At 65.5% G+C, this 21,358-nt stretch carries 20 protein-coding genes; 12 read left to right on the top strand and 8 right to left on the bottom strand.

What is annotated here, in order from left to right; genetic code table 11:
• Nucleotides 1-85 precede the first annotated feature (85 nt).
• The 3 genes from L6D75_RS21280 (at nucleotide 86) to L6D75_RS21270 (ending at nucleotide 2,716) form a co-directional block, all read left to right on the top strand.
• Entirely contained in the window at nucleotides 86-1,003 is a 918-nt protein-coding gene (locus L6D75_RS21280) for an AEC family transporter (protein ID WP_176515192.1), read from the top strand.
• 48 nt (nucleotides 1,004-1,051) lie between these two features.
• Entirely contained in the window at nucleotides 1,052-1,663 is a 612-nt protein-coding gene (locus tag L6D75_RS21275) for a cell wall hydrolase (RefSeq protein WP_176515193.1), read from the top strand.
• A 201-nt stretch (nucleotides 1,664-1,864) separates the two neighbouring features.
• Nucleotides 1,865-2,716, top strand: coding sequence for a CAP domain-containing protein (locus L6D75_RS21270; protein WP_176515195.1), 852 nt, complete (start codon nucleotides 1,865-1,867; stop codon nucleotides 2,714-2,716).
• A gap of 162 nt (nucleotides 2,717-2,878) precedes the next feature.
• Here L6D75_RS21270 and L6D75_RS21265 read toward each other — a convergent pair whose 3' ends face one another.
• Entirely contained in the window at nucleotides 2,879-3,841 is a 963-nt protein-coding gene (locus L6D75_RS21265; protein ID WP_176515197.1) for a GlxA family transcriptional regulator, read from the bottom strand.
• 102 nt (nucleotides 3,842-3,943) lie between these two features.
• Here L6D75_RS21265 and L6D75_RS21260 point away from each other — a divergent pair, with 102 nt between their 5' ends.
• From L6D75_RS21260 to L6D75_RS21240, 5 genes are all read left to right on the top strand, one after another.
• Nucleotides 3,944-4,555 (top strand): LysE family translocator, encoded by a 612-nt coding sequence (locus L6D75_RS21260; protein ID WP_176515199.1) that lies wholly within the window; start codon nucleotides 3,944-3,946, stop codon nucleotides 4,553-4,555.
• A 145-nt stretch (nucleotides 4,556-4,700) separates the two neighbouring features.
• The gene (locus L6D75_RS21255) at nucleotides 4,701-5,054 is read left to right on the top strand and encodes a cupin domain-containing protein (protein WP_176515201.1); all 354 of its coding nucleotides are present in this window, start codon (nucleotides 4,701-4,703) and stop codon (nucleotides 5,052-5,054) included.
• Between the two features lie 125 nt (nucleotides 5,055-5,179).
• The gene (locus tag L6D75_RS21250) at nucleotides 5,180-7,384 is read left to right on the top strand and encodes a TonB-dependent receptor (RefSeq protein WP_176515203.1); all 2,205 of its coding nucleotides are present in this window, start codon (nucleotides 5,180-5,182) and stop codon (nucleotides 7,382-7,384) included.
• A 241-nt stretch (nucleotides 7,385-7,625) separates the two neighbouring features.
• Nucleotides 7,626-10,043 (top strand): glucose/quinate/shikimate family membrane-bound PQQ-dependent dehydrogenase, encoded by a 2,418-nt coding sequence (locus L6D75_RS21245; RefSeq protein WP_176515205.1) that lies wholly within the window; start codon nucleotides 7,626-7,628, stop codon nucleotides 10,041-10,043.
• Between the two features lie 95 nt (nucleotides 10,044-10,138).
• Nucleotides 10,139-11,407, top strand: coding sequence for a carbohydrate porin (locus L6D75_RS21240; RefSeq protein ID WP_176515207.1), 1,269 nt, complete (start codon nucleotides 10,139-10,141; stop codon nucleotides 11,405-11,407).
• Between the two features lie 78 nt (nucleotides 11,408-11,485).
• Here L6D75_RS21240 and argE read toward each other — a convergent pair whose 3' ends face one another.
• Together argE and L6D75_RS21230 are read right to left on the bottom strand one after the other, a co-directional pair.
• The gene (gene argE / locus L6D75_RS21235) at nucleotides 11,486-12,649 is read right to left on the bottom strand and encodes an acetylornithine deacetylase (protein WP_176515209.1); all 1,164 of its coding nucleotides are present in this window, start codon (nucleotides 12,647-12,649) and stop codon (nucleotides 11,486-11,488) included.
• Nucleotides 12,642-13,319 carry a DUF1028 domain-containing protein gene (locus tag L6D75_RS21230; RefSeq protein WP_176515211.1) on the bottom strand — a complete coding sequence of 226 codons (678 nt, stop codon included), beginning with the start codon at nucleotides 13,317-13,319 and terminating at the stop codon, nucleotides 12,642-12,644. The genes argE and L6D75_RS21230 overlap by 8 nt, the downstream gene beginning before the upstream one ends.
• A gap of 304 nt (nucleotides 13,320-13,623) precedes the next feature.
• On the opposite strand from L6D75_RS21230, the gene L6D75_RS21225 reads away from it, so the two are divergent.
• On the top strand, nucleotides 13,624-14,943 hold the full coding sequence (locus L6D75_RS21225; RefSeq protein ID WP_176515213.1) for a flavin-containing monooxygenase: 1,320 nt from the start codon (nucleotides 13,624-13,626) through the stop codon (nucleotides 14,941-14,943).
• Nucleotides 14,943-15,359, top strand: a complete 417-nt coding sequence (locus L6D75_RS21220) for a RidA family protein (protein WP_176515215.1) — start codon at nucleotides 14,943-14,945, stop codon at nucleotides 15,357-15,359. The genes L6D75_RS21225 and L6D75_RS21220 overlap by 1 nt, the downstream gene beginning before the upstream one ends.
• A 120-nt stretch (nucleotides 15,360-15,479) precedes the next feature.
• Here the strand turns inward: L6D75_RS21220 and L6D75_RS21215 are convergent, their stop codons facing one another.
• A complete protein-coding gene (locus tag L6D75_RS21215) occupies nucleotides 15,480-16,385 on the bottom strand; it encodes a LysR family transcriptional regulator (RefSeq protein ID WP_176515217.1) in 906 nt (301 codons plus the stop codon).
• Nucleotides 16,386-16,569: 184 nt separating this feature from the next.
• Nucleotides 16,570-16,758, bottom strand: coding sequence for a hypothetical protein (locus L6D75_RS21210; protein WP_176515219.1), 189 nt, complete (start codon nucleotides 16,756-16,758; stop codon nucleotides 16,570-16,572).
• 143 nt (nucleotides 16,759-16,901) lie between these two features.
• Between L6D75_RS21210 and L6D75_RS21205 the strand changes: the two genes are divergently transcribed.
• Together L6D75_RS21205 and L6D75_RS21200 are read left to right on the top strand one after the other, a co-directional pair.
• Nucleotides 16,902-17,288 (top strand): VOC family protein, encoded by a 387-nt coding sequence (locus L6D75_RS21205; protein WP_176515221.1) that lies wholly within the window; start codon nucleotides 16,902-16,904, stop codon nucleotides 17,286-17,288.
• A 77-nt stretch (nucleotides 17,289-17,365) separates the two neighbouring features.
• On the top strand, nucleotides 17,366-17,935 hold the full coding sequence (locus tag L6D75_RS21200; protein ID WP_176515222.1) for a hypothetical protein: 570 nt from the start codon (nucleotides 17,366-17,368) through the stop codon (nucleotides 17,933-17,935).
• Between the two features lie 62 nt (nucleotides 17,936-17,997).
• Here the strand turns inward: L6D75_RS21200 and L6D75_RS21195 are convergent, their stop codons facing one another.
• The 3 genes from L6D75_RS21195 to L6D75_RS21185 form a co-directional block, all read right to left on the bottom strand.
• On the bottom strand, nucleotides 17,998-19,677 hold the full coding sequence (locus tag L6D75_RS21195; protein ID WP_176515224.1) for an MFS transporter: 1,680 nt from the start codon (nucleotides 19,675-19,677) through the stop codon (nucleotides 17,998-18,000).
• Nucleotides 19,678-19,907: 230 nt separating this feature from the next.
• Complete coding sequence (locus L6D75_RS21190; protein ID WP_176515226.1) at nucleotides 19,908-20,321, bottom strand: VOC family protein; 414 nt, start codon at nucleotides 20,319-20,321, stop codon at nucleotides 19,908-19,910.
• A 75-nt stretch (nucleotides 20,322-20,396) separates the two neighbouring features.
• Nucleotides 20,397-21,323, bottom strand: coding sequence for an alpha/beta fold hydrolase (locus L6D75_RS21185; RefSeq protein WP_176515227.1), 927 nt, complete (start codon nucleotides 21,321-21,323; stop codon nucleotides 20,397-20,399).
• Nucleotides 21,324-21,358: the final 35 nt, after the last annotated feature.

Genomic DNA, 21,358 nt, shown 5'->3' with positions numbered 1-21,358 from the left:
TCAACGGTGGCTGCAGAAATACGCGTTTTTAATGATTGATCGGTGCGACTAACCTGTGCCCGTACCCGATCACGGAACGCCCGCCATGCTCCACCTGCTGCTCACCACCTTAGTGCCCATCATCCTGCTGATTGCCCTGGGCACGCTGCTGCGCATCCGCGGCTTTCTCGCCGAGAGCTTCTGGCCAGGTGCCGAACGCCTGAGCTACTACGTGCTGCTGCCGTCGCTGTTTCTCCATGGCCTGGCCACTGCCAACCTCGATGGCGTGCCGGTGCTGGGCATGGTCGGTGTGCTGATGCTCTCGACCCTGCTCGGCGCCGTGCTGCTGGTGCTCTACCAAGGCGCGGTGAACCATGATGGCGCCGATTTCACCTCGGTGTTCCAGGGTGGCGTGCGCTTCAACAACTACATCGGCGCCACCCTCGCCGCCGGCATCTACGGCAGCGCCGGCATCGCCCTGGCGGCCGTGGCCAACGCTGCCATCGTGCCGCTGGTGAACCTGCTGTGCGTGCTGGTGTTCGCGCGCTTCAGCGCCCGCCACAGCTCGCCGGCCACGGTGCTGCGGGCCATTTTTGCCAACCCGTTGATCGTCGGCTGCGCCGGCGGGCTGCTGCTGCGGGTGACCGGGCTGGGCCTGCCGGCGGGCCTGGAGCCGACGGTCAAGGCCCTGGGCCAGGCGGCCCTGCCCCTGGGCCTTCTGTGCGTAGGCGCGGCGCTGGGCGGTGCGAGCGTTGGCCAACAGGTGCGGCCGCTGATGGCGGCGTCGATGTTCAAGTTCCTGGTCATGCCGCTGACCACCTGGGGCCTGTGCCGGCTGCTGGGCCTGGGTGGCCAGGCGGCGGTGGTGGCGGTGTTGTTCCAGGCGCTGCCAACGGCATCATCGTCCTACGTCATGGCCCGGCAGATGGGCGGCAATGCCCCGTTGATGGCCACCATCATCGCCCTGCAGACCGTGCTCGCCGCCGTCACCCTGCCTTTGGTGCTAATGCTTACGCTCAAGTGATGGCGCTTGGCTAGACTGTGAGGCAACGCACATTTGGGAAGCTCAACCATGCGCTGCTCGTGGATGGTGATCGGATTGACCACGGCCCTGCTCGCAGGCCCCTTGCATGCCGCCGACACTGCCAAGGCCGCAGTGGCCGAAGACAAGGCGCAGGTGCTCGAAGAAAAGGTGGCCAATGACGCCCCTCCGCCGAAAAAGACCGAGACCCTGACCCCCGGCGAAGTCAAGGCAGTCGACCCCGCAGGCCAGGCGCCGATGGATGACAGCATCACCTGCCTGGCCCGCACCATCTACTGGGAAGCCAAGGGCGCCGATGCGCAGGACATGAGCGCGGTCGCCAGCGTGGTGCTCAACCGCCTGGGCCACGAGGGCTTCCCCAACACCATCTGCGGCGTGGTCAAGCAAGGGGTGGAAAGCAAGTCGTGCCAGTTTTCCTGGTGGTGCGACGGGCGCCCCGACCAGGTCGAAGAAGCGCAGCGCTACGACGTGGCCAAGGAAATCGCGCGCAAGGCACTCAATCAGCAGCTCAAGGATACAACCGGCGGCGCACTCTACTTCCATGACCGCAACGTACATCCCGACTGGGCCAAGGCCTACCGCAAGACGGCCGAGACCCGGCACTTCCTGTTCTACAAACCCAACCAGGCCCTGGCACGCTGAGCGCATCAGCGGTGGCTGATGGTGCGAATGATTACCAACCGTTCGCACTTTTCTGGCGACCCATGGTCTACTCCCTCTTTTGCCGCCCGCAAGCCTTTGCCGGCGCTCAACTTTGCTTCGCACGATTCCGGGCCAAAAACCCTGGGCTTGTGTAGGATGAGCAGCGCATACCAAGACGCTGCCAGTCACAGGGAGATCCACATGCGCGTCCTGTCATCCGTTGCCGCCTTGTCGCTGGGCCTGGTCATCTCGACCGGGAGCCTGGCTGCCACCGGCGAAGAGGCGCAGCTGATCGATTCGATCAATGCCTACCGCAGCCAGGCCCAGCCCTGTGGTGGCGAGGCATCGCTGGAACTGCCGCCGCTCAACAGCGACACCCGCCTGGACCTGTCGCCGGAAGGTACCCGCGACCTGCAACAGGCCATGACCCGCGCCGCCTACCCGATGGTCAATGTCCAGGCCATCAGCCTGTCCGGCCCCCGCGATGCCCGCGCCGCCATGCATGCCATCGAAGAGAGCTTCTGCCAGGTGGTGCTCGACCCGCAGTTCGTCGATATCGGTGTCAGCCAGGAGGGCCGCGACTGGCGCATCGTCCTCGCCCGCCCGCTGCTCAGCGGGCGCCTGGGCGACTGGCAGGCCGAGGGGCAGAAGCTGCTGCAGGCGATCAACGTTGCGCGCAAGGCGCCGCGCCAATGCGGCGGCCAGCCGTTCGCCGCAGCGCCGGCACTGAGCTGGAACACCACCTTGGCCGGCGTGGCGGCGACCCATACGCGGGCGATGGCCAACCAGAACTTCTTCGACCATATCGACCGTGACGGGCGCACCCCGGGCGACCGTGCGGAGCTGGCAGGCTACCTGTACCAGCAGATTGGCGAGAACATCGCCGCCGGGCGTGACACCGCGCAGAAGGTGGTGGATGGCTGGCTGGCCAGCCCCGGGCATTGCGCGACGCTGATGAACCCGGACTACCGCGAGCTCGGCGCCGCCTATGCCGTGGACCCGAAAAGCGACGCCGGCATCTATTGGACGGGGCTGTTCGGCACCCCGCAGTGAGCAAGCTGTGCTTTATGCTGCGCAAGCGCCTTGATTGTGGGAGCGGGCTTGCCCCGCGAACACGGGCGCAGCCCGTGCCAAGCAACGCAGGTGTATGGGCGTGCCTCTTCGCGGGGCAAGCCCGCTCCCACGAATACCCCACAAGCTCTAGCCTCTGTGCCCTCAAGCGCCCCTGCGCAACGCCAGCGCCGTGCAACCAAAACGCCGGCGCACGCAGCGCCCCAGGTAGCTGGCATCGCCCAGCCCTACCTCGTCGGCAATCTGCCCCAGGCTGTGGCTGGAGTTGAGCAACCGCCAGCGCGCCTGCTGCAGGCGCATCTCCTGCCACCAGGCCTTGGCGCTCATGCCATGGCTGGCCTGGAACTGGCGGTCCAGCTGGCGTCGGCTGATGCCCAGATCCAGCGCCAGCTGCTCGATGGAGAAGCGCGCTGCCAGGTGATGACGCATCAGTGCCAGGGCGCGCTGCACCTGGCGCCCCTGGCCTGGGCCGGCCTCCAGCGAGCGCAAGGCATGGCGGCTGTCCCTGGATTCGTCCACCAGCATGTCGGCCAACCCCTTGAGCGCACGCGCGCGCCCACAGCTGCGTGACAACAGCTCGACCGCCAGGTCGATGGCCGCAGTGCCTCCCGCGCAGGTGATGCGCGCCCCGTCGATGCAGTACAACTGCTCGGGCAGCAGCTCCAGGTGGGGGAAGCTGGCGCGAAACTCGGCCTCGTGCCGCCAGTGCACCACCACCTTGTGCCCGTCCAGCAAGCCGCAGGCCGCCAGCAGGAACGCCGCATTGTCGATGCCGACCAGCTTCACGCCGGCCCGGGCTGCGCGCTTGAGCAGGCCTTTGTACTGCCCCGCCAACCGCGCCGTTGCCTCGGCATTGCGACCGCCAAACAGCACCAGGTAGTCGTAGTCGGCCAGGCGCTGCTCGGCAATGGCCTCGACCTGCAGCACCGCCCCGCTGCTCGACACCACCGGTTCACCGGCCAAGCCGCCGAGTGTCCAGGCGCAATAGCGCTGTCGGCTGTAGTCCTCATCGTCTGCACTGAAACGCAGCTTGTCGAGAAAGGCGCCAAAGGGCAGCAGGGCAAAGTCCGGCAACGGCAGAACCAGCAAGCGGATATCGGGGGTCATGACCGGCGTGTCCAGATAACACCATGGAATGTCCAGATAATACCCTCGGCATCGCGCGCCGTCCCTTAAACTGGCAGCCATCTCGAACTCAAGGCATTTTCCATGGCACTGGATACCTGGCTCCTCTATCTGCTGGCGAGCATCGGCCTGTCGCTCACCCCCGGCCCCAACAGCTTGCTGGCCCTGACCCACGGTGCGCTGTATGGCGCCCGGCGCACCTTGTTCACCATTGTCGGCGGGGTGTTCGGCTTCAGTGCCCTGATTGCCTTGGCCATGTTCGGTTTGAGCGCCCTGCTGCAAGCCTCGGCTTCGTTGCTGACCGTGCTCAAATGGGTGGGCGGGGCCTATCTGCTGTGGCTCGGCATCCAGCTCTGGCGCAGCCCGGCCTTGCAGCTGGAGGCCAGCCAGCGCACGGCCAGCCTGGGCAATGCAGACCTGTTCCGCCAGGGCCTGCTGTCGGCAGTGGCCAACCCCAAGGTGCTGTTGTTCTATGGCGCATTCCTGCCGCAGTTTCTCGACCCGCATCGCGGGTTGCTGCTGCAGTTCGTGATCATGGCGGCGACTTTCGCCAGCGTGGAGTTCGTGGTCGAGTACCTGCTGGCACGGATGGCATTTCGCGTGCGCCCCTGGCTGGCCAAGGGCGGCAAGGGCTTCAACCGCTGCTGCGGCAGCCTGTTCGCGCTGATTGGCGTGGCCTTGCCGCTCAGCCGATAACGCGCAGGATCGGCAGAAGCTTGTCCATATGTATCCTTTTGCCTAGCGCCTCAGAAAAGTCCTACACGCTGAGTAGGTGCCCATGAGGCGCGCCGATTTTCGATGAAGTCCATAGTGAATGAACTCCTGTAGAGCGAGATTCCCTATGACACCCTCCAACCTCCTGACCCCTCTCCCTTCCTGCAACCCCGCCGCGCCGGAGTGGGTCGACGACCTGCTCAAGCGCCCTGGGTTGCGTATCGAACGCATCGTTTCCAGCGGCCAGTGCAGCCCGCCCGGCTTCTGGTACGACCAGCCCGAAAACGAATGGATCCTGCTGCTGAGCGGCAGTGCCGGCCTGCGCCTGGAGCATGAATCCCACACCCGGCTGCTGGCACCCGGCGATTGCCTGGACATCCCGGCCCACTGCCGGCACCGCGTGGAGTGGACCGCCCAGGGCAGCCATACCGTTTGGCTAGCCGTGTTCTACGGCACCGCAGCGCCCTGGCCTGCCAGCTGACCTGATCGCCCCGACTTCTTTTCCTTGACCCCCCTGCGCGGCCCTTGGCCATGGCGCAGTGCCCCCGCTCGCCTGTGAAAACCACTCACAGCCCGGCTTCACTCACCAACGCTGGACATTCACGCATGCACCACCTTACAACCGATCGCACCCTTCGCAGCGCGCTGCGCAGTTCCGCCCTTGGCCTGGGCGCCGCCTCCCTGTGTGGCAATGCCCTCGCCGTGCAACCCTTGATCGAGCTTGAAGAGACGCAGGTCAACGCGCCCGCCTCGACCAGCCCCCGTACCGAACGCTCCGCGTCGATCAAGCAACTGGCCCCCTTGCTCGACACCCCGCAGACCATCACCGTGGTCCCGGCCCCGGTGCTTGCCCAGCAGCAGGCGCTGGGCTTGCGCCAGGTGCTGTCGAATGTTTCCGGCATCACCTTCAACGCCGGTGAAGGCGGTGGCGGCTCTGGCGACAACATCAACATCCGCGGCTTTTCGGCGAGCAACAGCATCCAGGTCGACGGCTTGCGCGACAGCGCCCAGACCACGCGCTCCGACACCTTCAACCTCGAACAGGTAGAGGTGATCAAAGGCCCCAGCTCAGTGTTCGGCGGCGCCGGCGCCACCGGCGGCAACATCAACCTCATCAGCAAGCAGCCCGACCACCAGGCCTTCACCCGCCTGGGCGGCAGCCTCGGCAGCGCCAGCTATCAACGCCTGACCCTGGACAGCAACCAGCCGCTGGCCGCTGTCGGCCAAGGCAGCGCGGCACGCCTCAACCTGATGGCGCACCGCAACGAAGTGCCCGGCCGCCCCGGCATCGACCAGCAGCGCTGGGGCATAGCCCCGGCCCTGCAACTGGGCCTGAGTGACGCCACCTGGCTGACCCTGAGCGCCTTGCACCAGGTCGACGACAACCTGCCCGACTACGGCGTGCCGGCGCTGGACGGCAAGCGCCTGGCGGGTGTCGAGCGCGACCAGTACTTCGGCTGGAAGAACCTCGACAAGGAGCACATCGAGCAGAACCAGCTGACGCTCGATCTGCAACATGACTTCAACGAACAACTGCAGCTGCAGCAGTTGACCCGCTACAGCCAGCTCAGGCGTGACACCGTGGTCTCTGCCTCCCACGTCAGCACCCGCGGTTTGCCCCCTGGGCGTTACCTGCCTGCCGGCCCGCAGGGCTACGGCCGCGACGCCACCACGCAGATGTGGATCAGCCAGACCAGCCTGCGTGGCCACCACCGGCTGCTGGGCCTGGAACATGACTGGGTGATGGGCGTGGAGCTGTCACGCGAAACGCTGGCGCTGAAAACCTACAACCATGGCCTGGGCACCCCGCGCTACCCCGCCAACGGCTACCCGCTGAAGAACCCGCCCGGTTACTGGAGCGGCCCCGTGCAAAAGGCGGTTTCGGGCTACACCGAAACCGCGCTGGACAACCAGGCCCTCTACCTGTTCGACAGCATCGCCTTGAACGAGCGCTGGGACCTGCACCTGAGCCTGCGCCACGACCGCTTCGCCGGCAGCGCCAAGGGGTACTCCCCGGCCCACGAGCGCACCTCGGCCTTCGACAGCCTCGACCATACCGTCAGCAGCCGGGCCGGGCTGGTCTACAAACCCACCGAACACGGGCGCGTCTACCTTGCCTGGGGCACCTCCTTCAACCCTTCGGCCGAGTCACTGGCCAGTAACGCGCGGGGCCTGAGTGCAACCACCGAAGGGCTCGCGCCGGAAAGGAATCAGACCTGGGAACTGGGCAGCAAATGGCTGATGCTCGACCAGCGACTGGAGCTGGACGCCGCGCTGTTTCATATCGTCAAGAGCAACGCCCGCGAAACGCTGGCGGACGGTTCCACCGTGCTGTCCGGCAAACAACGCGTACAGGGCCTGGAACTGGGGCTCACGGGCCACCTGAGCGAACGCTGGACGGTATTCGCCAACTACACCTTCCTCGACAGCGAAACCCTCAAGGCGGCCGCAGGTAGCAACGGCTTCGCCAGCAAGGGCCAGGCGCTGGGCAATACCCCGCCGCGTTCGCTGAACCTGTGGACCACCTACCAGCTCACCCCCACGTGGACCTTCGGCTATGGCGCCCGCTATGTCAGCGAACGCAACGTCACCTCCAGCACCAACGCCAAGCTCGATGCCTACTGGCTGCACCACGCCATGGTCGGGTACCGGGTCAACCGCCAGCTCGACCTGCAGTTGAACGTCAACAACCTGTTCGACAAAGCCTACGTGGAGCGCGTGCGTCAGCAGAACGGCAACGCCGCACGTTCGTCGGCCGTCGAGTATGGCGCCAGCCGGGCGGCCATCCTCACCGGCACCTATCAGTTCTAGGCAAGAAAAGGGGCCTGCTTGCGGCAGGCCCTTTGGTGCCTAATACAAAAGTCTGAGCAGCGCTCGGAACACCAACAAACACCTGCTTTTAAAGCATTGTTCACTGCCTGATCTAAACTTTTCGCGACAAACCCGCAAGTTCAAGCCTGCGACAATCAGCCTCACAAGATTATGTACTAACTTGTTAATTAGCTTGCTAAGGGCTTAAACTGCGCGCATTCCACCTGCTGAGATCCCTGGCATGAACGAAACACCGCGCGCCGCTGGCGCCACAAAAATCCTCCTGGTCGGCCTGGGCGTGGTCATCGCCCTGCTCGGCCTGCTCCTCGCCGCTGGCGGCGTCAAGCTGGCCGGCCTGGGCGGTTCCTGGTACTTCCTGATCGGCGGCCTGGCGATGGCCATCGCCGGTGTGCTCATCGCCCGCCGCAAGAAGGCCGGCGCCTGGCTGTACGCAGCCTTTCTGCTCGGTACCGCGATCTGGGCAGTGGTCGACACCGGCCTGGTGTTCTGGCCGCTGTTCTCGCGCCTGTTCATGTTCGGCGCGATCGGCATGGTGGTGGCGCTGGTCTACCCGCTGCTGGCACGCGCCAGCGGCGCCAGCGCCGGCCGCGGTGCCTACGGCATCGCCGGCGTGCTGGCCGTGGTGCTGGTGATCGCCGCCGGCAACATGTTCGTTGCCCACCCAAGCGTCGCCCCCAACGGCAAGGGCCCGGGCATGACCCCGGTCGAAGCCGGCAAGGCGCAGAAAGACTGGGCGCACTACGGCAACACCGAAGGTGGCAGCCGCTTCGCCGCGCTCGACCAGATCAACCGCGACAACGTCGACAAGCTCAAGGTGGCCTGGACCTACCACACCGGTGACGTGGCCATCAGCGACGGCAACGGTGCCGAAGACCAGCTGACCCCGCTGCAGATCGGCAACAAGGTGTTCATCTGCACCCCGCACAACAACCTGATCGCGCTGGACGCCGACACCGGCAAGGAGCTGTGGAAGAACGCCATCAACGCCCAGTCCAAGGTCTGGCAGCGTTGCCGCGGCATGGCCTATTTCGACGCCACCGCCGCCATCGCCCAGCCGACCCAGCCGAACAGCTCGCCGATCACCGGTGGCAGCGTGCCGGCCGGCGCCAACTGCCAGCGTCGCCTGCTGACCAACACCATCGACGGCCGCCTGATCGCCGTCGACGCCGACAACGGCGAGTTCTGCCAGGGCTTTGGCAACAACGGCCAGGTCAACCTCAAGGCAGGCCTGGGTGACGTGCCGGACTCCTACTACCAGCTGTCGTCGGCGCCGCTGATGGCCGGTACCACCGTGGTGGTGGGCGGCCGTGTTGCCGACAACGTCCAGACCGACATGCCAGGTGGCGTGATCCGTGGTTTCGACGTGATCACCGGGCAAATGCGCTGGGCCTTCGACCCGGGCAACCCCGAGGATCGCCAGGCACCGCAGGGTGACAGCACCTACGTGCGCAGCACCCCGAACAGCTGGGCGCCGATGTCCTACGACCCGGCGATGAACACCCTGTTCCTGCCGATGGGCTCCTCGTCCACCGACATCTACGGCGTTGAACGCAACACCCTGGACCACACCTACGGTGCTTCGGTGCTGGCCCTGGACGCCACCACCGGCAACCAGAAGTGGGTGTACCAGACCGTGCACAACGACCTGTGGGACTTCGACCTGCCGATGCAGCCCAGCCTGATCGACTTCACCAAGGACGACGGCCAGACCGTGCCTGCGGTGGTGATCGGCACCAAGGCTGGCCAGATCTACGTGCTCGACCGCGCCACCGGCAAGCCGCTGACCCAGGTCGACGAAGTGCCGGTCAAGCCAAGCAACATCCCCAACGAGCCGTACTCCCCGACCCAGCCGAAATCGGTCGGCATGCCGCAGATCGGCGCGCAAACCCTGACCGAGTCGGACATGTGGGGCGCCACCCCGTATGACCAACTGCTGTGCCGCATCGACTTCAAGAAGATGCGCTACGACGGCCTGTACACCGCGCCAGGCACCGACCTGTCGCTGAGCTTCCCGGGTTCGCTGGGCGGCATGAACTGGGGCAGCATCTCCACTGACCCGGTGCATGGCTTCATCTTCGTCAACGACATGCGCCTGGGCCTGTGGATCCAGATGATCCCGTCGCAGAACAAGGCCGCGGCCGCCTCCGGTGGCGAGGCCCTGAACACCGGCATGGGCGCCGTGCCGCTCAAGGGCACCCCATATGCGGTGAACAAGAACCGCTTCCTGTCGGTCGCCGGCATCCCGTGCCAGGCGCCGCCGTTCGGCACCCTCACCGCCATCGACATGAAGACCCGCCAGGTGGCCTGGCAGGTACCGGTCGGCACCGTGGAAGACACCGGCCCCCTGGGCATCCGCATGCACCTGCCGATCAAGATCGGCCTGCCCACCCTTGGCGGCACCCTGTCGACCCAAGGCGGCCTGATCTTCATCGCCGGCACCCAGGACTTCTACCTGCGCGCCTACGACAGCAGCAACGGCAACGAGATCTGGAAGGCGCGCCTGCCAGTCGGCAGCCAGGGCGGCCCGATGACCTACGTTTCGCCCAAGACCGGCAAGCAGTACGTGGTCATCACCGCCGGTGGCGCCCGCCAGTCGACTGACCGTGGCGACTATGTGATTTCCTACGCACTGCCATAAATCGCGTCGTTCTCATCGCCGGCAAGCCGGCTCCCACACCTGTGGGAGCCGGCTTGCCGGCGATGAGGCCCTGAAAGATAAAAAGAGACCCCGCAATGCCATCCGCTTTTCGCCTCACGACTCCCCTGCTTCTCGCCCTGGCCAGCACCACCGCCCTGGCCGATGGCGACCTGATGACCCGCAACACCCTGACCGGCGACTGGGGCGGCCTGCGCCACCAGCTCGAGGAAGACGGCGTCAAGCTGACCGGCGACTACAGCGGTGAAACCGCCTACAACGCCCATGGCGGCCTGCACCGCTCGGCCCGCTACTCGCAGAACATCAAGCTGGGGGCGCAGTTCGACCTGTCGAAGCTGTACGGCCTGGACAACGGCGGCAAAATCCAGCTGACCATCAACGACCGCCGCGGCAACAGCGCCTCGGAAGACCTGGTGGGCAACCGCCTGCCGATCCAGGAAAACTACGGTGGCCTGTACACCCGCCTGACCGAGCTGAGTTACGAGCGCACCCTGTTCACCCCCGCGCTCAACGTCAAGCTCGGCTACATGGCCATGGGCAACGACCTCGGCGGCCTGGACAGCGGCATCCTGTGCAACTTCATGAACGCCGGCTTCTGCGGCCATCCGCTGAACATGTCCGGCGGCAGCGGCTGGACCAACTACCCCAACGCCCACCTCGGCGCGCGGGTGAAGTACGACCTGTCGCCGTCCTGGCAACTGCGCGTGGCGGCGTTCAACGTCGACCCGCAAAGCAACGGCAACTCCAGCCGCGCCTGGCACCTGGGGCCCAAGCACACCACTGGCACCGTGCTGCCGGTGGAGCTGGTGTACAAGCTGCAGGGCGAGCTGCCCGGTGAATACAAGTTGGGTTACTACTACGACAGCTCCGACGTGAAGCGCATCGGCAGCGACAAGCAAGTGTCCGGCCGTGGCGGCCATTACCTGCTGGTCGACCAGGCGGTGTGGAACGATGCCGGCTCGCCGGGCCGCAGCCTGCACGCCTTCGGCCAGTACTCGGCGTCGAGCGAGGCGGCGTCGCCGTTCACCAAGTGGTATGGCGCAGGCGTGGTGCTGTCCAAGCCGTTCGCCGGCCGCCCACGTGACACCGTGGCGCTGGGTTATGGCCGCGCCGTGCCCAACCCGCGCAGCCGTGACGTGCTGGAAGATGCCGCGTTCAATGCCGGGCAGCCGTTCCCCAACATCGACAACGCCGAGCAGTTGATCGAACTGAGCTATGGCTACCAGGCCACGCCGTGGCTGAACCTGCGGCCCGATGTGCAGTACATCATCGAGCCGGGCGCGTTCTCCGGGAAGGACATCGACAACGCGCTGGTAGTGGGGCTGCAGGTCAAGGCGACCTTCTAAGCCCTGCGGCCCTATCGCCGGCAAGCCGGCTCCCACACCAGTCCTGTGGGAGCCGGCTTGCCGGCGATGGGGCCAGCACTACTCCCCCTGCTTGAGGTAATCCACCAGCCTCAGCAGCATCGCATCACACCCCTGCAACTGCTCGACACTGACGAACTCATCCGGCTTGTGCCCCTGGTCCATGCTCCCGGGCCCGCACACCACCGTGGGAATGCCAGCCTGGTCGAACAGCCCACCTTCCGTACCAAACGCCACCGTGCCGAACGCCTCCGAGCCACTGAGCAGCGCCACCAACCGCGCCGCCTCGCTGTCTGCCGGCGTGGCCAGCCCCGGGTAGGCACTCAAGGGCGCCAAACGGATCGCACTGGCGCCATTGACCTTGCGCATGCGCGGCAGCAACTCGGCCTCGGCATAGGTCTGCAACTGGTCAGCCACGGCCTGCGCCTCGAACCCTGGCAAAGCACGCACTTCGAAGTCGAATGCACATTCCTCGGGCACGATGTTCAGCGCCCGGCCGCCATTGATTACGCCGGTCTGCACCGTCGAGAACGGCGGATCGAAGCGCGCATCATGGTGCTCGGGCAGCGCCAGTGCCTCGCCGATTTCACCCAGCTTGCCGATCAGCTTGGCGGCATACTCGATGGCATTGACCCCATAAGGCGCATACGCCGAATGGCACGCCGCGCCCTGCACCTGGCAGCGCATGGCCAGCTTGCCCTTGTGCCCGAGCACAGGCTTGAGCTCGGTGGGTTCGCCAATCAGGCACAGCCGCGGCTTGTTCGGCCGCTGTTGCAGCGCCGCCAGCATCGAGCGCACGCCCAGGCAGCCAACCTCTTCGTCATAGGAAAACGCCAGGTGCACCGGCATGCGCAGCGGCTGCGCGAGAAACGCCGGCACCGCCGCCAGCACCGAGGCAATGAAGCCTTTCATGTCAGCGGTGCCACGGCCATACAGGCGGCCATCGCGCTCGGTCAGGCTGAACGGTTCGAGCGTCCAGGCCTGGCCGTCCACCGGCACCACGTCGGTATGCCCCGACAGCACCACACCGCCCACACCTTCGGGGCCGATGGTGGCGAACAGGTTGGCCTTGGTGCCTTCCGGGTTGAGGAACAGCTCGCTGTGTACGCCGAGCCCGGCCAGGTAGTCGCGCACGAACTCGATCAGTTGCAGGTTGGAATCGCGGCTGACCGTGGCAAAGCCGACCAACCGCGCAAGCAACGCGCGGCTGCTGAACTCACTCATCGCCCGGCACCCCGTAGCTTGGCGCGGTGGTGGGGTCCAGGGCGCGGGTGACGTAGTCCTGCATCTGCGGGCGGTAGGCCTGCCACAGGCCGTCGAGTTCACCGATCGGGTCTTGCTCGGCCCAGTCCACGCGCAGGTCCACCAGCGGCCAGGTCAATTCGCCGGCGATCTTCATCGCCGCCGAATGCACCGGCCCGGCCTCGCCACCGGCGGCCATCGCCGCGTGCATGGCCGCCAGCAGGCGATCGGCCAGGTGCCCACCGGCCTGCTCGAAGGCCTGCACCATGGCTTCGGGCACCTGCACCGAAGACAACAGGTTACCGGCCGCCGCGCACTGCTCGCCGGCCACGGCGTTGTGCACGCCCAAAGCTTCTTTACCGGTGAACAGCGCCACCTGGCCGTTGCTGTCGATCACCGTGACCTGGCGGTATTCGCTCCAGCCATTGGCGCTGAGCACCCGGTCCAGCGCCGCCGCGGGTGGCAGCTGGCCTTGCTCCAGCGCATCGAGAATCTGTGGGCCCAGTGCAGGCAAGGTGATGTTCTGGGTGGCAACGGCGCCGACACCGGCCCGTACCCACGGGCAACGGGCGCCCACGGCGATGCTCGACGAGCTGATGGCAATGCCGACCTGGCCGGTTTCCTGGCAGCGCCCGATGATGGAAAAGGTCATGTGAATGCTCCTGTTGTTCTGTGCGATTGCAGGCAATCTGAACAGAACCCTCTAGTGCGCGAAACGACCTTTTTCCTGTGCCTTGAAGAGGAAAAAACTAAGGCCGTACAGCGCCCTCGAAAACACTCGAAAAATACCCTGAATCATCGCTGCAAGCCCCGGCTTTCAAGGCCTTCGCCGTTTTATCGGCAAGCACTAGCTAAATACTATTTTCGCGATTTCGGCGGCATCCCTAGTCTGGCCCCAGGTAACGGCGGTCCTCCACAACCGACCTGACAAAAACCGCCTGAACAAGGGCTCGGACATGACACTGAACAATATCGAAATCGACACCCTGGTAGTCGGCGCCGGCCAGGCCGGCGTGGCCATGAGCGAACACCTGAGCAAGCTCGGCGTGCCGCACCTGGTGCTGGAGCGCAAGCGCATCGCCGAGGCCTGGCGCACCGGCCGCTGGGATTCGCTGGTGGCCAACGGCCCGGTCTGGCACGACCGCTTCCCAGGCCTTGAATTCAACCTCGACGCCGATGCCTTCGCCGGCAAGGACCAGGTTGCCGACTACTTCGAGCAGTACGTGCGCAAATACAACCTGCCGGTGCGCACCGGTATCGAAGTGAAGAAGGTGGTGCGCAACGCCGACCGCCCAGGCTTCACCGTCGAAACCAACGAAGGCGTGATCCGCGCCAACCGTATTGTTGCGGCCACCGGCCCGTTCCAGCGTCCGGTCATCCCGGCCATCGCGCCCAAGGATGAGCAGCTGCACCAGATTCACTCCGCGGCCTATTTCAACCCCGAGCAGTTGCCGCAAGGCGCGGTGCTGGTCGTCGGTGCCGGCTCCTCGGGCGTGCAGATCGCCGAAGAACTGATGCGCGCCGGGCGCCAGGTGTACCTCTCGGTCGGCGCCCATGACCGCCCGCCGCGTGCCTACCGCAACCGTGATTTCTGCTGGTGGCTGGGCGTGCTGGGCGAGTGGGATGCAGAAATCGCCAAGCCTGGCCGCGAGCACGTGACCATCGCCGTCAGCGGTGCCCGCGGCGGCCACACCGTGGACTTCCGCGCCCTCGCCCACCAAGGCATGACCCTGGTCGGCCTGACCCAGTCGTTCGACAACGGCGTGGCGCGCTTCCAGGACAACCTGGCCGAAAACATCCAGCGTGGCGACGAAAACTACCTGGCCCTGCTCGATGCCGCCGATGCCTACATCGAGCGCAACGGCCTGGACCTGCCGCTGGAGCCCGAAGCGCGCAAGCGCCTGCCCGACCCGGCGTGCGTCAGCAACCCGCTGCTGGAGCTGGACCTGGCCCAGGCCGGGGTCACCAGCATCATCTGGGCCACCGGCTACGGCGTGGACTTCAGCTGGCTGCAGGTCGACACCTTCGACGCCAACGGCAAGCCCCAGCACCAGCGCGGCGTATCGCGCGAGCCTGGCGTGTACTTCCTCGGCCTGCCTTGGCTGTCGCGCCGTGGCTCGTCGTTCATCTGGGGCGTGTGGCACGACGCCAAGCACGTCGCCGGCCACATCGCCACCCAACGCACCTACCTGGCCTACCGCGACCGCGAACAGCGCGAAGCGCAAGACCAGCACACCCCATCGATCAGCAACGTCAGCACCCTCGGAGCCCACTGATGCCTACTCATACTCGCATCCGCATGTTCAACACCAAGGAAACCTACCCCAACCAGACCCTGGACAACGACCTGTGCCAGGCCGTGCGGGCGGGCAACACCGTCTACGTGCGTGGCCAGGTAGGTACCGACTTCGAAGGGCGCCTGGTAGGCCTGGGTGACCCACGGGCGCAAACCGAGCAGGCGATGAAGAACGTCAAGCAGCTGCTCGAGGAAGCCGGCTCGGACCTGTCGCACATCGTCAAGACCACCACCTACATCACCGACCCGCGCTTCCGCGAGCCGGTGTACAAGGAAGTGGGCAAATGGCTCAAGGGCGTGTACCCGATTTCCACCGGGTTGGTGGTGGCGGGGTTGGCCCAGGCCGAGTGGCTGATGGAAATCGATGTGATTGCCGTGGTGCCGGATCAGCAGTGATTCATTGATGGGCCGGGGGCGCTTTGCGCCCCATTCGCCGGCAAGCCGGCTCCCACAGAAGCTTCACAGTCTTAAGGCATGTGGGGTTTGTGTGGGAGCCGGCTTGCCGGCGATGCTGTTTCAGAACTTGGCCAGCTCTTCGCGGCAGAACTCCACGAACAACTGCGCAGGCTTGGTCAGCTGCACCCGCTTCAGCCGCGCCGCGGCCAACCCCGACAGCGCAACCGGCTCTGCAATGTCCAGCGTCACCAGCTTCTGCCCGTCATAGGTGCACTCCGAATGTGGCCGGGTCACCAGCAGCGAGAAGCCAAAACCCTGCCCCACCATCCCGCGCACCATCTCGATCGAGGGCGAGCTGAAGACGATGTTCGGCGTCAGGCCCAGTTCGTTGAACAGGCTCACGAAGTAGGTGCGGCTCGGCGCCACGTCCAGCAGGATCATCGGCTCCGGGCACAGGTCGCGCAGCGACACCTGCGCCTGGCCGGCAAAGCGGTGTTTCTCCGGCAGCAGCACGTAGGGCTTTTGCGGCGGCATCAGCGGTTCGGCCTCGATGGTGCCGTCAAGGTCGTGGTCGTAGAGAAACGCCAGGTCGAAGGTGCCCGCCGTCAGGCCCTGGATCAGGTCTTGCTGCTCGCCATCGCGCAGGCGAATGTCGACGCCTGGGTAGCGCTGGCGAAAACCTGCGATCAGGCGCGGCAGGTACAACGGCGCCACGGTCTCGAAACAGCCGATGTCGATCTGCCCGGCCACGGTGTCGTTGTCGGCCAGGGCGTTCTGCTCGAACTCGTGGGTCATCTGCAGCAGCGTCTTGGTCTTGGCGTAGAAGCGCTTGCCACTGGGGGTCAGCGACACGCCCTGGGCGTGGTGGCGGATGAACAATTGCACGCCAAAGCTCTCTTCCAGGCTCTTGATCGCCGTGGAGATCGAGGGCTGCGCGATGTACAGCTGGCGCGAGGCCTCGGCGACGCTGCCGGCCTCGACGGTGGTGACGAAGTATTTGAGTTGTCGCAAGGTATAGGAAGCCACAGGCACCTCTTTGGCGCCGCCAGGTGGCGCCTTTGGAATTATCCTGCCACTTTACCGCGCCGCCGCAGGCGCGGGCTGCTGGATGATCAAGGATTTGCCTATGCCTTGAGCATATTTTGCTGCGCCAGGCAGGCAGGCCTGTGCGGCATCACAGGCTTGCCTGGGGTTTCAGGGCTCGTCGAGGTCAATCGAACTCGGGGTTGGCAGGTACGCAATCATCGCCGATCTTTTTATAGCTCGGGTCACAACGAAACCCTGTTACCGGCGCCATCCCCCTTTTGTTGCGGGGCAACTTCTCAGTGAGCGCACCCTCGGTTGCGGCGCGATCGTGGGGCTCGGAACGGGGCAATGCATCCATTTCGCTGTTTTTCATGGCAGATCTCCTCATTGGCGTGGCTAGCCCGCAAAGCCTATTGCCCGGCCCCCTGCGCATCGATCTGGAAATGCAGCAAGCTGGTGAAATGATCCAGAGGGTCTTTACTGATAGCTAACGGCCCACAGGTAGGGAGTTTGCCTATGAAGATCGTTGTCACCAGCATCCTCGTCGACGACCAGGCCAAGGCCCTGGCTTTCTACCACTACGTGCTCGGTTTCGAGCCCAAGGACGACATCCCCATGGGCCAGTACCGCTGGCTCACCCTCACCTCGCCCAACGACCCCAACGGTGTGCAACTGGTGCTCGAGCCCGACATGCATCCCGCCGCCAAGACCTACAAGGCCGCCCTCAAGCAGGATGGCATCCCCGCCACCTCGTTCGGCGTGCGCGATATCCAGGCCGAGTACACCCGCTTGTGCAAGGCGGGCGTGAAGTTCACCAAAGAGCCCACCCACCTGGGCCCGGTCACCGTGGCGGTGTTCGACGACACCTGCGGCAACCTGATCCAGATCGCCCAGAAGCATTAGCGGCCGGCCCCTGGCAGGCCAACCAGCCTTTCGCTACATTGGCTGCTGTTGCCCGTGCGCCACAACAAGGAAAACAGATGCGCCACGAATTCAGCGAAGTGCTCAACGACCTGGTCGACTACTTTCTGGTCGGTGACATCCAGTTGCTCGAACGCTTCAAGCACGAACACCAGCTGCCCGACGACTTGGCCCGCGAATTCACCCACCACGACAGCGGCGACCGGGCGGTGCAGGAAGGCATCGTGCTGCCGCTGGCCGGGGTCGACAACCTGCCCTACCACATCCTCTTCACCCTCGACGGCCACCCGCCCGCGCTGCTCGAACCGGGCAGCCGCCTCAAGCATCGGCGCAACGGCTACGTGCTGCAGGTCGAGAACCGCGCCGTGATGCTCTACACCTGGCGCATCCTGCAGCATTTCACGCCCAAGACCCTCGGCGACCTGCTGGCCCGCTACCAGGTGCCGGGGCGGCCGATCATCGAGCTGGACAATGGCTGGTACGACGTCGAGGTGCTGGCGGGGGCGCTGGTGCGTGACGGCTTGTACGAGCCGGCCTTCGAGTTCGTCATGAAAAAGCGCTGGAGCCGGGGTGAGGCCAAGGCTGTGGACATTGGCTATGCCTACAGCCTGCGCGGCTATTTTGACTGAATGCACTGGCCTCATCGCCGGCAAGCCGGCTCCCACAAGAGCCGGCTACCGCCAGGCAAACCTCAGGTGTGGTTGATGTCCCGGTCCTTGGTCTCGGGCATGAAGAAGATCCCCAGCACCGCCGTCATCAGCGCGATGACGATCGGGTACCACAGCCCGTAGTAGATATCCCCGGTCGCCGCCACCATGGCAAAGGCCACGGTCGGCAGGAAGCCGCCGAACCAGCCATTGCCGATGTGGTACGGCAGCGACATCGAGGTGTAGCGGATACGCGCCGGGAACAGCTCCACCAGCCAGGCCGCGATCGGCCCGTACACCATGGTCACGTAGATCACCAGGATGGTCAGCAGCAACAGCACCATCGGGTAGTGGATCTTCGCCGGGTCGGCTTTTTCCGGGTAGCCGGCCTCTTTCAAGGCGCCGGTCAGGGTCGCGGTGAAGGCATCGCTCTGGGCCTTGAGGTCTGCCGGGGCCAGGGTGCTGCCGTCGAAGCTTGGGATCACCCGCTCACCGATGCGGATCTGCGCCACGCTGCCCGGCTCGGCCTTCTGGTTCTGGTAGGGGATCGCGCGCTTGGCCAGCAGGCTCTTGGCGATGTCGCAGGAGCTGATGAATTTGGCCTTGCCCACCGGGTCGAACTGGAAGGCGCACTGGCCAGGGTCGGCCACCACCACCACCGGGTTCTGCTCCTGGGCGACGAACACGTCCGGGTTGCCGTACTCGGTCAGCGCCTTGAAGATCGGGAAATAGGTCAGCGCGGCGATGATGCAGCCCGCCATGATGATCTTCTTGCGGCCGATGCGGTCGGACAGGCTGCCGAACACGATGAAGAACGGCGTGCCGATCAGCAACGAGCCTGCAATCAGCAGGTTGGCAGTCTGTGGGTCGATCTTCAGGGTCTGCAACAGGAAGAACAACGCATAGAACTGCCCGGTGTACCACACCACCGCCTGGCCGGCGGTGCCGCCGAGCAGCGACATGATCACCACCTTGAGGTTTTCCCAGCGGGCGAACGACTCGGTCAGCGGCGCCTTCGACGCCTTGCCCTCGGCCTTCATCTTCATGAACACCGGCGACTCGTTGAGCTGCAGGCGGATGTACACCGAAATCGCCAGCAGCAGGATCGACAGCAGGAAGGGAATGCGCCAGCCCCAGGCCTCGAAGGCTTCGGTACCCATTGCCGTGCGGCAGGCCAGGATCACCAGCAGCGACAGGAACAGGCCAAGCGTTGCGGTGGTCTGGATCCATGCGGTGAAGAAGCCTCTGCGCCCTTTCGGCGCATGCTCCGCCACGTAGGTTGCCGCCCCGCCGTACTCGCCACCCAGCGCCAGGCCCTGCAGCAGGCGCAGGCTGATCAGGATGACCGGCGCCGCCACGCCAATGCTGGCATAGCTGGGCAGCAGCCCGACGATCGCGGTGGACAGGCCCATGATGATGATGGTGATCAGGAAGGTATGCTTGCGCCCGATCATGTCGCCCAGGCGGCCGAACACGATGGCGCCGAAGGGCCGCACGGCAAAACCTGCGGCAAAGGCCAGCAAGGCGAAGATGAACGCGGTGGTTTCGTTGACACCGGCAAAGAAGTGCTTGGCGATGATCGCCGCCAGTGAGCCATAGAGGTAGAAGTCGTACCATTCGAACACGGTGCCCAGGGAGGAAGCGAAGATGACCTTGCGTTCCTCCTTGGTGATGCCACGTTGGGGCGCGCTACTGCCCGTGGATGCGCTGTCGAGAACCGCCATGGGTTGCCTCCGTCTTGTCGTGATCGCAGGCCGGAGTACCTCACACCCATTTCACCGTCGCACCCAGGCCCTAGGGCTTGCTTTGGTTGCGCGAAGCACGACGAGGCGGGCCGCCTCGATTCGCAGCAAGGTATCTGAAGCATAATCGGCTTTGCCGGGATATCCACTTGCCAGCATCGGCGGATGCCATCACCCCAGAAACCAGTGCACCCTGGCAAGGCGCCTCGCCGTCAAACCGGCACCGGGCCCTTGAGCTCGACCTGATTGCCGTCGGGGTCGTAGCAATACAGCGACAGCCCCTCGCCCTCTGCCCCATAGCGTTTTTCCGCAGGCTCCACCGCCACACCGGCTGCCTGCAGGTAGGCGGTAATGGCCTGCTCGTCGAACGGCTCGATGCGCAGGCAGAAATGGTGCAGGTTGCGCCCCTCGGCCCCCGGCGCCGCGCCGCCTGGGCGCCCCAGCGGGCCATCGAGGGTCACCAGATCGATCATTGCCGTGCCAGTCGCCAGGTGGACCATGCCTAAATCCGCGCGCTCGCGGCTGACCGTGCAGCCCAGCAGGTCGCGGTAGAACGCCACGCTGCGGGGCAGGTCACTGACGCGCAACACCAGGTGGTCGATGTGCTTGAGGGTGAACGGTCGCATGCCAGGTCTCCTTGTGGCGGTTGCTCGGCGGCGTCAGCCACCATAGCCCAGCCAGCGGCTGGCTGGCCATTTTGCTCACTCGTTGACCAGGCGTTGCAACAGCCCGCCTTCATGGCGGCTGAGGATACGCAGGATCTGCTCGGCCAGGGCACGCTCCGGCGCCTCCAGGTGCAGATGGTGCCCACCCGGGTGCCAGGAAACCCGGGCGTGGTCAGGCAAGGCCGGCTGGCGCTGCTCGAAGGCAGCACCGGTGAACGCACCCTGGCGGCCCAGCAGCAGGTACAGCGGGCAGCGGATTTCGCGCAGCAGGTCGCAAGCCTCGCGCTCGGTCAGCGGCATCGGCTCGGGCAGTACCAGGCGCGGGTCATGCCGCCAGCAATAACCCTCGCCCACTTGCAGCAGGTCGCGCAGCGCCAAAAGCCGCGCCGCCTCTTCCGACAGCTCGCCATCCAGGCGCTTGCGCCGCTGCTCCAGGGCCGCTTCGAGGTTGTCGAAACGGCTGCCATCGGCCTCGGCAAAACCCTGCAGCTGGCTGCGCTGCACCATGCGCTTGAGCCGGTAGGCGCGGGCCAGGTGCTGCACGCGGTCGCTCTCGGCCACGGTGAACGGCGCGCCCATGCCGTCGAGGAAGATCATGCTGGCGATGCCACTGCTCATGGCCGCAAGCAGCGAGGCGATGCCGGTGCCCATGCCATGGGCCAGCACATGGAACTGGCCAAGGCCCAGGCTTTCGGCCACCGCCAGCATGTCCTCGGCGTGTTCCCACAGGTAGTAGCCGCTGTCATGGCGGCGATGGTCGGAGCGGCCGTGGCCGACCAGGTCGGGGGCCACCACGAAGCAGCCTTCGAGCATCGGTGCCAGGCGCTCGAACGAGGCGGCGTTGTCGAGCCAGCCGTGCAAGGCCAGCACCGGCATGCCGTCTTGCGGGCCCCAACAGCGCACGGCAATTTCTATTCCGTCGAGGTCCAGCAGATGGTCCTTGGGACTGAACGGCGAACGCATGCTCTCTCTCCCTGGCTGGTGCCTGGCGCGTACTC

It is taken from the genome of Pseudomonas faucium (assembly GCF_021602585.1).
GTDB lineage: Bacteria > Pseudomonadota > Gammaproteobacteria > Pseudomonadales > Pseudomonadaceae > Aquipseudomonas > Aquipseudomonas faucium.
Note: the sequence above shows the minus strand (reverse complement) of the source record. Positions and strands in the feature narration are given on the sequence as shown.

Coding starts and splice junctions, on each gene's coding strand:
- L6D75_RS21280 (WP_176515192.1), top strand. CDS start 86: ATGCTCCACCTGCTGCTCACCACCTTAGTGCCCATCATCCTGCTGATT.
- L6D75_RS21275 (WP_176515193.1), top strand. CDS start 1,052: ATGCGCTGCTCGTGGATGGTGATCGGATTGACCACGGCCCTGCTCGCA.
- L6D75_RS21270 (WP_176515195.1), top strand. CDS start 1,865: ATGCGCGTCCTGTCATCCGTTGCCGCCTTGTCGCTGGGCCTGGTCATC.
- L6D75_RS21265 (WP_176515197.1), bottom strand. CDS start 3,841: ATGACCCCCGATATCCGCTTGCTGGTTCTGCCGTTGCCGGACTTTGCC.
- L6D75_RS21260 (WP_176515199.1), top strand. CDS start 3,944: ATGGCACTGGATACCTGGCTCCTCTATCTGCTGGCGAGCATCGGCCTG.
- L6D75_RS21255 (WP_176515201.1), top strand. CDS start 4,701: ATGACACCCTCCAACCTCCTGACCCCTCTCCCTTCCTGCAACCCCGCC.
- L6D75_RS21250 (WP_176515203.1), top strand. CDS start 5,180: ATGCACCACCTTACAACCGATCGCACCCTTCGCAGCGCGCTGCGCAGT.
- L6D75_RS21245 (WP_176515205.1), top strand. CDS start 7,626: ATGAACGAAACACCGCGCGCCGCTGGCGCCACAAAAATCCTCCTGGTC.
- L6D75_RS21240 (WP_176515207.1), top strand. CDS start 10,139: ATGCCATCCGCTTTTCGCCTCACGACTCCCCTGCTTCTCGCCCTGGCC.
- argE (WP_176515209.1), bottom strand. CDS start 12,649: ATGAGTGAGTTCAGCAGCCGCGCGTTGCTTGCGCGGTTGGTCGGCTTT.
- L6D75_RS21230 (WP_176515211.1), bottom strand. CDS start 13,319: ATGACCTTTTCCATCATCGGGCGCTGCCAGGAAACCGGCCAGGTCGGC.
- L6D75_RS21225 (WP_176515213.1), top strand. CDS start 13,624: ATGACACTGAACAATATCGAAATCGACACCCTGGTAGTCGGCGCCGGC.
- L6D75_RS21220 (WP_176515215.1), top strand. CDS start 14,943: ATGCCTACTCATACTCGCATCCGCATGTTCAACACCAAGGAAACCTAC.
- L6D75_RS21210 (WP_176515219.1), bottom strand. CDS start 16,758: ATGAAAAACAGCGAAATGGATGCATTGCCCCGTTCCGAGCCCCACGAT.
- L6D75_RS21205 (WP_176515221.1), top strand. CDS start 16,902: ATGAAGATCGTTGTCACCAGCATCCTCGTCGACGACCAGGCCAAGGCC.
- L6D75_RS21200 (WP_176515222.1), top strand. CDS start 17,366: ATGCGCCACGAATTCAGCGAAGTGCTCAACGACCTGGTCGACTACTTT.
- L6D75_RS21195 (WP_176515224.1), bottom strand. CDS start 19,677: ATGGCGGTTCTCGACAGCGCATCCACGGGCAGTAGCGCGCCCCAACGT.
- L6D75_RS21190 (WP_176515226.1), bottom strand. CDS start 20,321: ATGCGACCGTTCACCCTCAAGCACATCGACCACCTGGTGTTGCGCGTC.
- L6D75_RS21185 (WP_176515227.1), bottom strand. CDS start 21,323: ATGCGTTCGCCGTTCAGTCCCAAGGACCATCTGCTGGACCTCGACGGA.